The 14,920-nt window shown below is 49.8% G+C and carries 14 protein-coding genes; 5 read left to right on the plus strand and 9 right to left on the minus strand.

Annotation, left to right across the window (positions count from 1 at the left end; translation table 11 throughout):
* The first annotated feature begins 213 nt into the window (after positions 1-213).
* From pta to BGX12_RS04895, 3 genes are all read left to right on the plus strand, one after another.
* A complete protein-coding gene (gene pta / locus BGX12_RS04885; RefSeq protein WP_109734969.1) occupies positions 214-1,602 on the plus strand; it encodes a phosphate acetyltransferase in 1,389 nt (462 codons plus the stop codon).
* Between the two features lie 115 nt (positions 1,603-1,717).
* Positions 1,718-2,095: a hypothetical protein gene (locus BGX12_RS04890; protein ID WP_109734970.1), complete on the plus strand. Its 378-nt coding sequence runs from the start codon at positions 1,718-1,720 to the stop codon at positions 2,093-2,095.
* A gap of 103 nt (positions 2,096-2,198) precedes the next feature.
* The gene (locus tag BGX12_RS04895; protein WP_111361653.1) at positions 2,199-2,612 is read left to right on the plus strand and encodes a hypothetical protein; all 414 of its coding nucleotides are present in this window, start codon (positions 2,199-2,201) and stop codon (positions 2,610-2,612) included.
* A gap of 50 nt (positions 2,613-2,662) precedes the next feature.
* On the opposite strand, the gene BGX12_RS04900 is transcribed toward BGX12_RS04895, so the two are convergent.
* The 8 genes from BGX12_RS04900 to BGX12_RS04930 all read right to left on the minus strand — a co-directional run bounded on the left by BGX12_RS04900 (position 2,663) and on the right by BGX12_RS04930 (position 10,789).
* The gene (locus tag BGX12_RS04900; RefSeq protein ID WP_109734972.1) at positions 2,663-3,418 is read right to left on the minus strand and encodes a lipopolysaccharide assembly protein LapB; all 756 of its coding nucleotides are present in this window, start codon (positions 3,416-3,418) and stop codon (positions 2,663-2,665) included.
* 15 nt (positions 3,419-3,433) lie between these two features.
* Positions 3,434-3,577: a hypothetical protein gene (locus tag BGX12_RS15485; protein WP_158278172.1), complete on the minus strand. Its 144-nt coding sequence runs from the start codon at positions 3,575-3,577 to the stop codon at positions 3,434-3,436.
* A gap of 72 nt (positions 3,578-3,649) precedes the next feature.
* Positions 3,650-4,987, minus strand: a complete 1,338-nt coding sequence (locus BGX12_RS04905) for an ATP-dependent 6-phosphofructokinase (protein ID WP_109734973.1) — start codon at positions 4,985-4,987, stop codon at positions 3,650-3,652.
* Positions 4,988-5,094: 107 nt separating this feature from the next.
* Positions 5,095-6,996: a cell wall metabolism sensor histidine kinase WalK gene (locus BGX12_RS04910; protein WP_109734974.1), complete on the minus strand. Its 1,902-nt coding sequence runs from the start codon at positions 6,994-6,996 to the stop codon at positions 5,095-5,097.
* On the minus strand, positions 6,984-7,706 hold the full coding sequence (locus BGX12_RS04915) for a response regulator transcription factor (protein WP_073228368.1): 723 nt from the start codon (positions 7,704-7,706) through the stop codon (positions 6,984-6,986). Before BGX12_RS04915 ends, BGX12_RS04910 begins: the two co-directional genes overlap by 13 nt.
* Before the next feature lie 29 nt (positions 7,707-7,735).
* On the minus strand, positions 7,736-8,659 hold the full coding sequence (locus tag BGX12_RS04920; RefSeq protein WP_109734975.1) for a hypothetical protein: 924 nt from the start codon (positions 8,657-8,659) through the stop codon (positions 7,736-7,738).
* An 86-nt stretch (positions 8,660-8,745) separates the two neighbouring features.
* Positions 8,746-10,143, minus strand: a complete 1,398-nt coding sequence (locus BGX12_RS04925) for a hypothetical protein (RefSeq protein ID WP_111361652.1) — start codon at positions 10,141-10,143, stop codon at positions 8,746-8,748.
* A gap of 112 nt (positions 10,144-10,255) precedes the next feature.
* Positions 10,256-10,789, minus strand: a complete 534-nt coding sequence (locus BGX12_RS04930) for a PEGA domain-containing protein (protein WP_109734977.1) — start codon at positions 10,787-10,789, stop codon at positions 10,256-10,258.
* A 119-nt stretch (positions 10,790-10,908) separates the two neighbouring features.
* Between BGX12_RS04930 and BGX12_RS04935 the strand changes: the two genes are divergently transcribed.
* Complete coding sequence (locus BGX12_RS04935; RefSeq protein ID WP_109734983.1) at positions 10,909-12,648, plus strand: ABC-ATPase domain-containing protein; 1,740 nt, start codon at positions 10,909-10,911, stop codon at positions 12,646-12,648.
* On the opposite strand, the gene BGX12_RS04940 is transcribed toward BGX12_RS04935, so the two are convergent.
* A complete protein-coding gene (locus BGX12_RS04940) occupies positions 12,649-14,160 on the minus strand; it encodes a GGDEF domain-containing protein (RefSeq protein ID WP_109734978.1) in 1,512 nt (503 codons plus the stop codon). It lies immediately after the preceding gene.
* Positions 14,161-14,258: 98 nt separating this feature from the next.
* Here BGX12_RS04940 and BGX12_RS15290 point away from each other — a divergent pair, with 98 nt between their 5' ends.
* Positions 14,259-14,537, plus strand: a complete 279-nt coding sequence (locus tag BGX12_RS15290) for a hypothetical protein (RefSeq protein ID WP_146196251.1) — start codon at positions 14,259-14,261, stop codon at positions 14,535-14,537.
* The last annotated feature ends 383 nt before the right edge of the window (positions 14,538-14,920 follow it).

A 14,920-nucleotide genomic window follows, 5' to 3' on the forward strand; every position in this document is an offset into this window, starting at 1 on the left:
AAAAATAGGAATATTTCGTTATTAGTCAAGAAGTTATGTTTTCTGTAAGTAGTAAATAAAACACAAAACGCTCATATTTTCGTAATTGTAAATTTTTGTTTAAAAAAGAATGACTTTTGTTGCTTTATCGAGGTAAAATCCTAATTTTAAACCGTATTTATTTAATGAAGAAGCGGGACCCTAACAGCCCGTATTTTGACAAGGAGTCAAGTAATGAATCGTGTATATCTCGTAGCCGCCAAGGACATGGCCGAAAAGGTTAAAGTTGCAAGTGACGCCGTAGCCGCTGCAGGTCTCAAGACTGCTGTTTATAAACCCTCCGTTAATGGCGAAGCTGCCGTTGCTATGTTGAAATCCGGTGAAAGTGCCGTTCTCATGGAAAAGATCGCTGCCGACTTCATCGCCCAGAATTTTGACGCTGTGGATGTGGTCATTGTTGAAGGCGCCCAGGGCATGAGCGATGCTGCCGCCTACAAGTACAACGACAAGCTGGCTACTGCCCTCGACGCAAAGATTTTCTGCGGTGACGATGACGCAGACCTGTACTGCCCCAACCGCATCATGCATTGCCCCAAGTGCATTGCCCGTAATCTTTCTGAACCCGCTGCCGAACGCAAGACCTCCCAGGCCATGTTTCGTGCAGGTCTTCTCCAGAAGGCTTCCAAGTCCGTAAAGCGCATCGTCCTTCCGGAAGGTTCTGAGCCCCGTACCGTTCAGGCTGCCGCTCTCGCCGTAGAACGCGGTATTGCAGTTCCTGTTCTTATCGGCAAGAAGGCTGAAATCGAAGCTGTTGCCAAGGAAAAGGGCGTAAAGCTCCCCGCCAACATCGAAATTATCGAACCCAGCGCAGAACTTGCAGAAAAGTATGTGCCCACCCTCGTTGAACTCCGCAAGGCCAAGGGCATGACCGAAGAAGCCGCACGCGCAGCACTTGCCGACAACGTAATGCTGGGTACCATGATGCTGAAGATGGGTGAAGTGGACGGCCTGGTTTCTGGTGCCATCCATTCTACCGCAGATACTCTCCGCCCGGCCCTCCAGATCATCAAGACTGCTCCAGGTGTGAAGTCCGTCAGCTCCGTGTTCTTCATGTGCCTGCCGGGCCAGACTTATGTGTACGGCGACTGCGCCATCAACCTGAACCCCACCGCAGAAGAACTTGCCGGTATCGCCCTCCAGTGCGACGACACTGCCAAGGCCTTCGGCCTCCCCAGCCGCGTGGCAATGCTTTCCTACAGCACCATCAATTCCGGCAAGGGTCCTGACGCGGATCTCGTGAAGGAAGCTACCGCTATTGCCAAGGCAGCACGCCCCGACATGGCTCTGGATGGCCCGCTGCAGTATGATGCAGCTACCACTCCCAGCGTTGGCAGCCTGAAGGCTCCCAACAGCGCTGTGGCTGGCAAGGCAACCGTGTTCGTGTTCCCGGATCTTTCCGCAGGTAACATCGGCTACAAGGCTGTACAGCGTTCCGCCCAGGGTACCATCGCCATCGGCCCCATGCTCCAGGGTCTTGCAAAGCCGGTGAACGACCTTTCCCGTGGCGCCTTGGTGGAAGACATTGTCTATACCATCGCCCTCACCGCTGTTCAGGCACAGTAATATATGTGCTGTATGTTGTAATACATTATCTTGCTTAAAAAGGAATACGCTCGGTTAATGCCGGGCGTTTTCCTTTTCCAGAGATTTTAGTATAAGTTTAAATAAAATGGTTTATATGAAAAAAATACTACTGTTTATTTGTGGTTTGACATTTTTCCTCCTCTCGGCTTGTTCAGAGGATGATCCTGAATATGTCTATTTTCCAGTTTTGTTAGAGAACCTGACTGAGGATGATGTCTATTATTGTGTCGCATGGAATGGGGATGAACAATGTTCTGTTCTTGCATCGGGAACGACTATTTCCCTTGAAGATTCTGTTCGTGCTTTTATCAAGCAGAGTAAGAATTGCTGCGCTGATTTCGGGATTACCTCGTTTAAGTCTGCAAACCAATCTTCTATAGAGGTAGAAACAAAAGAAAGTTCATCTGAGTTTAACGACGGCTGGGGGAAGACGATAGTTTTTGTTCATGCTATGTTTAAAAGCGCGGATTAACCTCCGCTGCTATTTTGACAATTTGATCTATTATTTTGAATAAATTAAAAGTTGGTTTGTACAAAATGATTTGTGCAAAAATCTGGTCCGTTAGGAGGATCCTTTGAAACATCTCTTATTTTTGCCTTCTGTTTTGTCGTTTCTCTTCGTTGCCTGTGGAGAAACCGATGATTTTGGTGATTTGACTTATTTCAATTATGTCAATTCAACCCAAAGTACTGTTGTCATTGAAAAATGGAACGATGATGGCTTGCAACGTTCTCATGAAATATTGGCGAAGGATTCCATAAATCTTCCGAGTTCTCTTACGAATGTTGTTGCGATTATGGATGACTTATCTGATTCCAGTCAAGTTGTCTTGCGGTTCATTGGAACTGAGGGTAGGTGTTTTATCTATCCTTTGAAAGAATGGATTGAAAACGACATTCGCTTGGTTGAGTCATATACCAAAGTTGGTGAGACTCTTCGATTCGAAATATCCGATACTTTGCAGACCGTTGTCTGTTCAAAGGAATAAAAAAGAAACGCGATCTCAACGAGGTCGCGTTTCTTGTAGTTCTTATTTTTTTACTTCTTATCAAGTTTTGCGTTGATTTTTTTCTGCAGTTCCTTCAGGTGCCAACGGCCGCGTTTGTCTTCCAGGAAAAAGTTGGTACGTACTCCTCGGGCAAGGCCGCGGTCAATGAGGCTCAGGGCGTCTGCGTAACGCTTTTGGTCAAAACGTAGTTCCGCCAGGAAGAAATAATTATACAAGTCCTTGGGATCCTTCTTCAGGGCCATATTCAAGTACTTGTCCGCCTGCTTCTTGTCAGGCCAGGAAAGAATCAGGGGCACGTAGGGAAGGACAAAGTGTGCTCGTCCCAGGATCTGCCAATTTTCCGAGGCGGTTGCCACGTCACGCACGATCGTTGCCACTCCTTCCTTTACGGATGCAAGGGCCCCTCGCTCATTGCCCCACATGGAAATGGCGGTGGCGTAAATATGGGCGATGTCATAATTCTTGGGGAACTTCTTGTAGGCGCTTTCGCTGGCGATCTTCAGGGTGTCCAGTTTCTTCATCTTCATTTTCTTGTCGAACGAGATGAATCGAATGCTGAAATAAAGGCTCTTGAGGTAGCCTTCCGTTGCCGCTTCCAGTACGGAGGTGTCAGCCATGGCGGCCTTGTACTTATCGATCATGAGGAAAGTGTTCTTCTTGTCCGCCTTGTCCCCGTTGGCTCGTTCCGCACGGGCCGCATAGCAGGAATCCGCAACACGAAGATCCTCGTTTGCGAAGGTCATTCCCGCGAAGAGAAGAACAAGTATGAAAGCGATAATTCTCATGAATCGAAATTTAATTTAGACTTTCCAGGTCTGCAGAAGTTTGTTCAGTTGTGCAATGCGAGATTTTTCTTCTTCGGTTCCGTGGTAAGTTTTGAATAAAAGATAACGATATTCCATGAGTGCAGTGCGAATCAAAACTTTTTCTTCTTTTTTCAGCATACAAAACTTCAGTACAAAAATGGAGGAACGGGGCTTTTAGTCCCGCCCTCCTAAAATGATCGAATCAATGGATTACTTGTGACCCTTGCCCTTGCCGGAGAAGTAGTCCTGCTGGCGGGTCATTCCCAGCACAGCGTGCCACAGGTTTCCGTTGGGGTTGATCTTCTTGCGTTCGTTCACGGCGTACTCGATAGGTACATGGGAGAACACGTTGTTCATGCTGCCCACCACCATGTCGGTCTTGCCTGCCATACCTGCATGTACGGCAGCTTCAGCCAGCTGGAAGCAGAAAATGGCGTCAGTACCCTTTGCCGGAGTGCTACGAACCATGTAGCTGGGGTCAAAGTACTTGATGTTGATTTCCTTGCCTACCTTGTTGAAGTGCTCCTTGATCTTTCTGGTCAGGAATTCACCAATGTCGTTCTTCAGGACGTTTCCGCTGGCGTCCTTGCGTTCGGGCTGATCCAGGAACAATTCCTGGCCGGCGCCTTCGGCAACAGCGATTACGGCGTGGGTCTTGCCATTGTCGTAACGGCTTTCCAGAGCCTTGCAGAGCCCCTCAAGAGTGAAGGGAACTTCGGGCACGAGGCAGATGTTCACCACGGTAGTTGCAAGGGCTGCGTAGGCTGCAATAAAGCCGGAGTCGCGACCCATGAGCTTTACCAGGCCAAGGCCATTGTAAGCACCGTTTGCTTCGTTATGGGCGCAGGTAATGACATCGGTTGCACTGAGAACGGCGGTTTCGAAACCGAAGGTCCTGTCAACCAGGTTCAAGTCGTTATCAATGGTCTTGGGGATACCGATGATGGAAATGGGCTGCTTGCGCTTCTTCACTTCTTCTGCGATTGCGTGTGCGCCACGAAGAGTACCGTCGCCACCGATGCAGAACAGAACGTTGATGTTCAGGCGCATCAGGGTGTCTACCATGATTGCCGGATCCTGTTCTCCGCGGGAGCTTCCGAGGATGGTACCGCCGTCTTCCTGGATGGCGTCCACTACGTCCGGGTTCAGGACCTTGGGAGAGTAGCCGTACTTGGGATTCAGACCGCGGTAGCCGTAGGGTATACCGAAGATGTTGCGAACACCGTAGTCAAACCAGAGAGTCTGCACAAGACCCTTGATCACGCTATTCAAGCCGGGGCAGAGACCGCCACAGGTCACGATACCTGCACGGGTCCATGCCGGGTCGTGGAAAATGGTTTCGCGAGGACCTGCCGCTTCCAGGCTAGGAACGGGAATGTTGTTTTCGTAGAAATGCTTCAGGCGCTTCACGTCGGTAGTGAGGCTTACCTGCTCGCTGTCGGAAACGTACTGAAGTCCCTTCAGGGGGGATTTCAAGGTACCCTTACCTACAGTTTCAATAGAAAGATCATATTCAGTCGGATTCTGCAGAATATCTTCTTGTGTCATACTAGCATCCCTCTTGTGGTCGCTGGGTTTAACTCTCCCTCGGTCTTTAAAAATACATATTTGCATTTCCTGCGGATGTTGCAAAAATGATTTTTAATAGTGCAGAATTAAATGTCCAGCGGCGGGAAGTGGATTTTAGTCCTTAAACCAGGATTTGCATTTTCCACTTCGATTTTCATATTACATAATGTGCAAAGCTTTTTCACCATGGAAAGGCCGATGCCCGTACCACTTGTCTGTCGGGTCATTTCGTTTTCCACGCGGTAGAACTCCTGGAACACCTTTTTCATTTCGGACTGGGGAATGCCGGGACCATAGTCGCGGACCGCCATGTACATGTCCGTTCCCTTGATGGCAAGTTCGATGCTGATCATCTTGTAATCGGATTTCTTACTGAACTTCAGGGAGTTATCCACCAGGTTCATGAGGATCTGCATAATCGCATCACGGTCAATAAGCAAGTGGATGTTGTCCGCTTCCATATCCGTAGAGACCGTAAGCTCGAAACCCTGCTTTTCCACATTCTTGCTGTAGGTGGCGAGGAAGTCGTCAATTACTGCCTTGGGGCGTTCCATGCGCAACTGGACATTCCAGCGGTTTCCATCCAGTTTGGACAAATTAAGCACGTTCTGGATCAGGCGGGAAAGTCGGTCCGCCTCACTTGCAATCTGGTTGTAGTAGCGTTGCTTCTTTTCCTCGTTTGCAACCCAGGAATTTTGCAACAGTTCCGCATACATCTTGATGGCTGCGAGAGGCGTCTTCAGCTCATGGGTGATGGCGGAGACGAAGTCCTGACGCTTGGTTGCAAGGTCCACCTTACTGCGGGTAAATCTGTAGATAGTGATAAAGCATGCGGCGATCACGAACAGCAGGATCAAGCCTGTAAGCAAAATGGTGTAGCTGGCAAGGCGCGTCCCGTTATTGGAATAGACGCGGAAGGAAAGACGTTCAAAGGGGGAAGGTAAAGTCTTGTCGAAAATGAGCTCGTTATTGTATTTTTTGCGGCCCCTGGTACTGATCACTTTATTGTCGAGGGCGATTTCCACGGCGTAACTTGGGTTTGCGATTTCCTGAGGAAGACTATGAAGCAGGTAGTTTAAGTAAGTGTTTTGATTGACCACAAACCCCTGCACCATGGAAAGCGCGCCGAAACCAATATCGCGATAGAATACGATGTAGCCCTTGGAATATTTCGCCTGGAACAGGGAAGTCACCACGCTCAGGTCGTTGCTGATGGTGACCTGCATGCGTTCCATGTTTGCACTATCGCCGGTGCTGTCCATCTTTGCGGTTTCCACAAAGTAGGTCAGGGCTTCGTCTTCGGAAGTGATTTCTGTACGGCGGATGTTGATATTGGAATTCTTGGCCCACAGCTGGTCGATAATGGGGCCGTCTTCTGCAACGGTAGCGGAGTCCACCACCTGGAAGGATTCCTGGCTAACGATCTCGTTGCGGATTTCCAGGGTGTCTACCAGATTCTTGATCAGGTCCCTGATGGAACGGCGCTGCTTTTCGTCTTCGAACGCATAGTAGTCCCACACCATCTTACCGACGATGGCGTTGGTATCCGGATAGAACGGCGTTAGGAGGGTATTGCTCTGATCGATCTGGAAATGTCCCACCAGGCCTTTACGGCAACGGTTGTTTTCCGTATCGAAGGAGCAGTAGGGGCCTGCTGAATCGGGGAAGAAGAACGATTCAGAAATCTGGGGGCTGTACCCACCGATCACGGGCGTGGAATTCAGAATGCCGTAAACCTTATAGGAACGGTTATTCTCGCCGTTGAAATCCTGGGTCAGATCATCGGAAAGCGTCTGGAACGCGTTGTTGGCCGCTTCTTCCTGGTTCTTGGCCTCCAGGGCAGTAGACTGCCGGTAAGTATGTATAAAAAGGAGGCTGAGGGGAACTGCAATCACCAAGAAAATGGAAACAAACACCAGGCGGTCCTTGAAAATCGCCTGGTGTTTCTTTAAGTAAGAGAGAAGCTCTTTTACGTTTAGCGTTCGCATTCAGGTGCAGAGCGCATCTGGTAGCCTTCACCGCGGAAGGTGACCAGAAGTTTCGGGTGAGAAGGATCGTCTTCGATTTTCTTGCGGAGCTTGGTAATGTGAATATCCACGGTGCGGGTATCTACGGATTCTGCGTTTTCGTAGCCCCAAACCTTGCGGAGGAGTTCGGAGCGAGGAACTGCATGATCACGGTTGTTCCACAGGTATTCGAGGATTTCGATTTCCTTGCGGGTGAATGCCAGTTCTTCGTCACCGCGGGTACCAGTGTATTCACGGAAGTTCACCTTCAAGTTGCCTGCGACCAGCTTGCCTTCGTTTTCCATGGACTGACGGCTACGGCGGAGCACTGCTTCGATACGAGCCAGGAGCATAGGAACGGAGAACGGCTTGGGGATATAGTCATCGGCGCCGAACTTCAGGCCGTTGATGATATCTTCGTCAGCGTTCTTAGCAGAGAGGATGATGATGGGGAGGCTTCTGTCCTGTTCGCGGATCTTGTCGCAAACGGTAAAGCCGTCCATGCCCGGGAGCATCAGGTCCAGAAGGACCAGGCCGTACTGGCCGGACAGAGCTTCGGCAAGACCGTCTTCGCCGTTGATTACGTGCTTGACGCGGTAGCCGTTCAGTTCGCAAAGGTCTACGAGGCCTTCTGCGATAGCAATTTCATCTTCAATGATAAGGATGTTTGTGCTGCTGGTATTTTGAGTCATTTTACACCTAGTTATTCTTTAAAGAGCTATTAGAGAGCGAAGCCCACACCGATTTCTGCAGTCATGTTGCCTGCATCGATTTCAGCCGGGTAGTCGCCACCGAAGTAGTACTTGAAGTTGGCGTAAGCCGCAATCGGGATGATGGGGAGCTTGGCACGGAGACCTAACATGACGTGGCCACCGATGCTGGTGGTCAGGCCTTCTTCCATGGCGGCTTCCTTGATATTATCCACTGCCTGGTCCTGAATGCGCTGTGCGAGGCGGTCTGCCATCTGGGCCGGATCCATCTGGGCCATGATGTCGGCTGCCTGTTCCGGATTTGCCAGAGCGTCAGCCGCTGCCTGAGACATTTCGTCCTTCATGCTCTGGAGGACTGCGCTGTAGATACCATTGACAACACCATGGGTGAAGCTCTGGTTCAGGATGAAGCTGTTCATGTTAAAGGTAACGCCACCGCCGATGTAGGGGCGGATGATGGGAATAAAGGTAATGGGGTAGGTGATGGTCAAGTCACCGTTCATGTGGAAGAACTTGGGGTTAGCTTCTGCCCAGGAAGGAACGCTACCCATTTCCACCTTCAGGGGGATTTCCTTGTAAAGATCAATCTGGGAAGGATCCACTTCACCACCTTCGGTGAGAATCTTGGACAGAGCTTCCTTATCCTGGAGAACATAGAGACTTGCGTCATAGGAGCCGAACTGGATGTTGACGGTTGCTTCGACATCGATGATGGGCAGAAGGTCGATCCATGCCTTGAAACCGATACCCTGCATCATTTCGTTAAAACCATCGTGCTTCACGAGGATGGTACCGTCGTCGGTGACCTTGGCCGGAGCCTTCATTCCATCCATCTTGGTTCCGAAGCCGGGGGCGTAGTGAACACCGACGCCCAAAATTGCGAAAGACTGGCTAGCGAGCAGAGCTGCTGCTGCTGCGAATACTTTAAAATTCATGGGGTACTCCTTAAAAAACGTTTTGACTTGAAATTACATAAAAATTTGGGAAAACGGACTGTCAAATTTGTCTGGAATCCCAAAAATTACCGAATTGAGGGCACAAACAGGAATCTTTTCTGCCCTTTTTCCACATTAATCTTGTTGAAATTGAAGTCATCCACAGGCTGATTATCCTTGTTGATGGCTTTTACGTTCAAGGTATGGGTTCCTGCTTCCACCGGGATACGGGCTACATGAATGTAGTTGGGCATGAAAAGTCCTACTCGAAGGTCGGCCTGTTCCAGCTGGCTCTGGGCGACGTCCACGCCGATGTTCTTTACCAGGTCAAAGATACCGTTTCCTGTCTGGGTTGCCTTTTTGGTAGCCTGGGCGGCAATGGTCCTTACGGTCACGCGGACTGCGGTACGGGCGATTGTTGTGGGGGTTTCTTCCTCGATGTTCTTGGTCAGTTCGCTATCCACGTTCATGACTCTTTCGGGCATTACCTTCAGGCTGTTGTCCAGCTTTGCAAAGAAGTGGTGGGTCTTCTGCTTCAGGCTCTTCTTTTCGGGCAGTGCAAATCCGATATGGAAGGTTTCGCTGCCGGCGTTAGGTACGATAGGAGCTACGAGGGTGATGGAGCTCATCTTTCCGGTCTGGGCATCCTTGTAGTTCAGGTGCATGGAACCGCCGCTGACGAAGGTGCCGGACATATAGAGTTCCCCAAGGATGGGGCTATGGCCGGCGTAACCTACCAGCACGATTTCCTGGCCCATCTTTCTTGCGTCATCAGCCTTGGGGGTAGATTCCACCGGCTTGTACCCCAGGGAATTCAGGTCGGATACGCGGTCCATCTTGGTCAGACTTTCGCAGATATATTCCCACACTTCCTTGGGCATATCGATGTTGCCTTCCTTGAAAGCCTTGGCTGCCTTAATGTAGGCGATGGCGGCATCGTCTTCTTCGCCAGCCATTTCATACACAATACCGCAGAGGTAGCGGAGGAAACCATTGTCGTTCACCTTGTCCTTGTCTTTCTGGTAAAGAGCGTCCAAGGCGATCTGTGCGCGCTTCACTTCCACCAATGCGTCATCCACATTTTTCATGGCCAGATAGTTCATGATCTGCAGCTGGTGCATGACGATAATTTCAAAGGGACGTGCGCGGTAGGGACGGATGTTGTCGTTGGTTACCACGGCGGCGGCTTCGTTAGTCACGGAGCGGGTGTACAGATCGTCGTAAATTTCCTCGGCCTGTTCCAGGTGCATGATACTCTTTTCGTATTCACCGTTGTAGTGGTAGAGTGTACCTAGGTCGAGGTGATAGAGGTAGGCACTCTTTTCCCCGTAGAGATCGTCCTTCTTCTTGTCGATTTCCTTGATGGTGCCGGTATAGCCCTTCTTTTCCAGGACCGGAGCCAGGGTTTCGTAACGGGTCATGGCCTTATTGGCACAGGAGCAAAGCATGAGCAAGCTTGTCAAAAGCAATACGAGACGTTTCATTAAGATTCTCCCTTTTATATACGGAGTAGAATATAAAATATTGCAGAGAGCATAAAAAAATCCCCGGTAGGATTACCGGGGAAAACTTTTGACAATTTGCCAGAGGAGAGAATTACTTCTTCTTCTTCTTGGTAGTGTCGATAGTGACGTTCACGGTTTCTTCACCCTTCACGGTCACCAGTTCTTCTGCAGCCTTGCGGTTGTTGCATTCTGCACGGACCAGGTGGTCACCAGCTTCCAGGTTGTGGACGGTCAGCGGAGCGCCATCAGTCTTGTCGGCCAGGTCGCCATCGATGTAAACGTTGCACTTGCCCGGAACGGTAGTGATCTTGATGTGACCCTTAGGAATCTTGGTACCGAAGTTAAAGTCGTTACGCTTGTCCTTGCCCGGCCAAATGTTCACGCGCTGGTTCACCAGTTCGTAACCCTGGTCGATCACCACGAGGGTCTGACGGCCAGAAGTAACGTTCATATTGACAATGGGGCTCTTACCCAGAGGTTCGCCTCCCAGATACACGTCGCTGTTAGGCGGTTCAGTGATGATGTTAACCACTGCTGCCTTGCCGCGAGGAGGAGGATCATCGTCAGCGACTGCTGCGGTGAAGAGGAATGCCACCATGAGGGCGAAAATGTAAAGCTTCTTCATAAAAAGAACTCCTATCAATTAACTTGCTCGTTAAAAATATAAAGATTTTAAAAATACGAGCCCTGTTTTATGAAAAATGTTTGTTAATAATGGGCGTTTCAAATGTTATTTTTGGAAATATGAAAGCTCTTTATCAAAAAATTCGCACTTTGAACGGCAAAAACTATGGTCTTTACAAGTCCCTGGCGGAAAAAACCTGGGATTTTGGAGACTTTTCCCTGGAGTTTCTCCATGTTCAGGGAGACCCCTTTGCCCCTGCTTCCCGAATTATGATAAAGGCAAGCCTCCAGATGTTGGGCTATTCTTCCGAATGGGGGAGTACTTTTGAACGCCGGTTGGCTTTGTCCGATTTTTTATTGCGCCGCATGAGTGGTCTGGTCAAGGAAAAGTATCCCGATAGGGATGCCGCCGTCGCTTTCGACGTGGCAGGACCTGAAATGCTGGTGCGAAATTCCCTCTGGATCGACAATGGTGAGCTGCGAGCTTGCCTCCAGGTGAAACTTCCGGGCGAGGGACGTAAGATTCAGTCCGAGTCCGCCGCGGAAATCCTGACCATGGTTCTTCCGGACCTTGTGTCTGCAAGTCTATACAATAGCGGCTCCAGGAATCCCGAGGGCGTGGCGCCTGAACTTCTGGCCCATTATCAGGTTCTCGCGGACCGCAGGATGATTCTTGAGGAACTGGAAAAACGTTCCCTCTGCGCCTTTGTTCCTGATGGAGCTGTCCTTCCTAGAGCTTCCGGGATTTCCCAGGACCCCATGGAAGGGGCAATCCCCTTTGTCTCTCCCGCGGAACTGGCGGTTACCCTGAATGTCAATGGCCGAGACATCCGTGGCATGGGTATCCCTAAGGGCATTACCGTTATTACCGGCGGTGCTTTCCATGGCAAGTCCACCTTACTTCAGGCTCTGACAAGTGCGGTCTATCCCCACATCCCGGGAGATGGACGTGAAGGGATTGTCATTGACGAAAGTGCCCTTCGGGTTGGCGTGGAAGATGGCCGTAGCGTCCGCGGGACGGACCTGTCCCAGTTTGTAAGGGACTTGCCCGGTGGCGTCTCCACCAGGGATTTCACAACCGCAAGCGCTTCCGGTTCTACCAGCGAGGCTGCCAACTTGCTGGAAGCAATGGAAGCGGGATCCAGGACATTCCTTATCGATGAAGATTCCTCTGCGGTGAACTTCCTTATTCGGGATGTTCGTGTCCGTAAGCTTCTGGGGGATGATCGGGAACCACTCATCCCTCTGACGGACCGCATCCGTGAAATTTGCTATCCCGAAAGTCATTCTGAGCTAGTTTCTGGATCGGCCAATGCATTGCGCAGTTTTATCCTTGTGGCTGGCGCCTGCGGCGACTATCTGGAACTTGCGGATCACATCATTGTGATGGCCAATTATAAGGCCGAATACGCTCGTTTGGATTCCGAACGGTCAGTACCCGCTTTGCCTCCTTTCAAGGCACCCATCTCCCGCGCTTTTGCGGAGTATATTAGGCCCCTTCAGAATAGCGTACGCCCCACTTCTGCAGTGGAACGTCAGGTTAAGGTAAAGCTGTCCGGTGATTATCTAATCCAGATCGGTTTCCTGGTTTCGGATACCAGCTGCCTGGTGACTATCGCCGATCGACAGCAGCGACTCGGTGCTGGCTTCATTCTCCTGAATCTTTGTCAGAACGCCATTAGCAACGGCGACTCTGCTCAGGATACGTCCATTGTGGATACCATTCGAATCATTAGTGAAAAAATCATGAATGTAGGTTTCCGCAACTTGCCTCAGGGGCTTAGCCGTGAAATGAGCTTGCCCCGACCGGTGGATATCGCCTGCGTGTTGTTCCGCCTGCGCGACCAGGGGCGCAAGTAGCTATCGCCAGAAGGTGAAGGCCTTGCCTTCGATCTTCTTGCTTTCGTAAGTACGAGTGTCCGCTCTCTGGTAGAGTGTTTCAAAGTCCAGGTCCTGTTCGCCTCGGTAGAATGCCGCACCTAGACTTAGGGAAATACTGTAGTCCGGTATTTTCTTGAAAGTTACTTTGTTCAAAAGTTCGAAGAAACGGAAAATTACCTGGGTTCCAAGTTCTTCTGTAGTTACGCCGGAGACGAATACCACAAATTCATCGCCTCCCAGACGAAGCAGGACGTCGTTATCGCGGAATGCCTTTCGCATGGTGTCCGCAACTGCAAGAATCACTTCGTCCCCAGCCTGATGGCCGTAGGTGTCGTTTACATGCTTGAACTTATCTACGTCAAACAGGCAAAGCATGCCGTTTTTCCTAGACCTAATGTCTGACTTGATTCTGTCGACCCCCGCCTGACGGTTCAGGAGGCCTGTCATGGCGTCCGTTTCCGCCTTGGAAATCAAGGTGTTTTCTCGATTTTTCTGTTCGTTGATGTTTTCGACTGCGAACAGCACATAGCGGGGTTCGGAATCTTCGGTCACATCGCCGACGGCAATGAATCGTGCTCGGCACCAGCCCACATGCTTTCCCAGGAATTCATGGGTAATGGTGGACTTGCCGCGTATTCTGCGAATGAGGGTTGCACTGTCCACGAAGGCAAGCATTTCGTCCAGGTAATTAGGATGGGTTGTAGCTTCCATCGCAAGTTTGATTTGCTGGCTGAATCCTTCGTGCAGGTTGTTCATGCTGTTGTCGATAATGCTGTTGGACTTGATCTTCACGAAGGTTTCGTTGGACAAGTCGATGTAGTGCATGGAGACGTAGATGTTTCCGATGGACTTCAAGTATTTTGCCAACTGCTCATTGCCATTCAATTCGACGAAACGTTTCTCGAAGATGAGGCCTTTCAACTTGGAGCGGGAAGAGTAATGTCCAGTCATAAGGCCGATGCTACTATATACGATGCAGTCTACGATTTCAAGTGCGAGGATTTCTGGAGGCTTGACCTGGATGCAACCAATCAGGAAGATTACGTCGGCGATAAGAATGGGTATCTGCATACGCACCGGCTTGTTGGTAAATAGCTGGGGCGTAATCATGTACATGGCCACAAGGGAAATAGTAAGCTGTTGCGGGGAACTGACCAGGGAGATGAACAGGCCGAATGCAAGCAGGATGCTCACGAAGACAATCTGTAGCCAGTCGATGATCTTGGAGTTTCGGTCTCCTACCCACATGGTAAGGCAGAGAACGGCTCCGCTTAGGATTGCTCCCATCACGTAAGCGTAAACCTTCGTGTTCATTACGTCCATTTCCGTTGCGCAAGCGACCACGATGGCCGATACAAAGAACAACGTTGCCATGATGGAATAGGCTCGTAGAGAACGGAAGTTCCTTTGGGCCATCTTGCCACGAACAGATGCAATTTGGGAATCTGTTAGGTTGGCGTTGGCCAGGAACATGTATAGACGTTTCAGCATGTTTTGAAAAATATGAAAAAGTTTTACGGTGTGATTGACATTTGTACGGATAAACGACGATAAAGATTGTGTAGTAAAGATCAAACAGGAGAAAATAAATGAAGTACATGACCAATCACGCCACAGAACGCCTTGCACAACGATGCATCGATGAACGCCTCGTATTACTTTGTCAGAAATACGGAAAGCGTGTTCGTACTAATCACGGCCGCTATTTGCTTCGTCGCGAGGATGTTCCTCACTACGAACTGATTGGTGCCACAGCCGCTTTCAAGTCCCATGTGGAAAAACAGCTGCCGATTTGCTGTGTTTTTAGCGAAACGGATGTCTGTATCACGGCTTTTCGCGTCACGGATCGCATCAATAAGTCCTGTTAGGGGCTTTTTTGCCTCCGCAGGAATTTTTTTCCAGAATTTTTTGGGGCAATCTGAAATAAAATTTCCAAATGTCTTGAAGAAAGTTGTGGATTGAATGTTGATAAGATGTGCTTTATGGTGAGTAAATTTAGTTCTTTGCGGAAAAAGTGAAAAAAAGTGAAATTTTTTTTGAGAAAATGCCTTGACATTGTCCCGGAAAATTCTATAATTGGCCTCACCTCCGAACGAGAGAGCCGAAACGAAAGAAACGAAAGCGAGACGGTCGGACGGTTGTCCAGCGAGACAGCCGAGCAGTTTGAAGGAATCGGAGATGTGCTTAGTGACGGACCTTAGAAGAAATTCAAGGAAGTCAATTTTATGAACGTGATTACGGGACCAAGACT

The sequence above is a fragment of the Fibrobacter sp. UWR4 genome (genome assembly GCF_003149045.1).
Classification (GTDB): domain Bacteria; phylum Fibrobacterota; class Fibrobacteria; order Fibrobacterales; family Fibrobacteraceae; genus Fibrobacter.

Excerpts from the sequence above, each read along its gene's own strand:
- pta (WP_109734969.1), top strand. The coding sequence starts at position 214 with ATGAATCGTGTATATCTCGTAGCCGCCAAGGACATGGCCGAAAAGGTT.
- BGX12_RS04925 (WP_111361652.1), bottom strand. The coding sequence starts at position 10,143 with ATGAAACGTCTCGTATTGCTTTTGACAAGCTTGCTCATGCTTTGCTCC.
- BGX12_RS04940 (WP_109734978.1), bottom strand. The coding sequence starts at position 14,160 with ATGCTGAAACGTCTATACATGTTCCTGGCCAACGCCAACCTAACAGAT.
- BGX12_RS04905 (WP_109734973.1), bottom strand. The coding sequence starts at position 4,987 with ATGACACAAGAAGATATTCTGCAGAATCCGACTGAATATGATCTTTCT.
- BGX12_RS04935 (WP_109734983.1), top strand. The coding sequence starts at position 10,909 with ATGAAAGCTCTTTATCAAAAAATTCGCACTTTGAACGGCAAAAACTAT.
- BGX12_RS15290 (WP_146196251.1), top strand. The coding sequence starts at position 14,259 with ATGAAGTACATGACCAATCACGCCACAGAACGCCTTGCACAACGATGC.
- BGX12_RS15485 (WP_158278172.1), bottom strand. The coding sequence starts at position 3,577 with ATGCTGAAAAAAGAAGAAAAAGTTTTGATTCGCACTGCACTCATGGAA.
- BGX12_RS04915 (WP_073228368.1), bottom strand. The coding sequence starts at position 7,706 with ATGACTCAAAATACCAGCAGCACAAACATCCTTATCATTGAAGATGAA.
- BGX12_RS04930 (WP_109734977.1), bottom strand. The coding sequence starts at position 10,789 with ATGAAGAAGCTTTACATTTTCGCCCTCATGGTGGCATTCCTCTTCACC.
- BGX12_RS04920 (WP_109734975.1), bottom strand. The coding sequence starts at position 8,659 with ATGAATTTTAAAGTATTCGCAGCAGCAGCAGCTCTGCTCGCTAGCCAG.
- BGX12_RS04900 (WP_109734972.1), bottom strand. The coding sequence starts at position 3,418 with ATGAGAATTATCGCTTTCATACTTGTTCTTCTCTTCGCGGGAATGACC.
- BGX12_RS04890 (WP_109734970.1), top strand. The coding sequence starts at position 1,718 with ATGAAAAAAATACTACTGTTTATTTGTGGTTTGACATTTTTCCTCCTC.
- BGX12_RS04910 (WP_109734974.1), bottom strand. The coding sequence starts at position 6,996 with ATGCGAACGCTAAACGTAAAAGAGCTTCTCTCTTACTTAAAGAAACAC.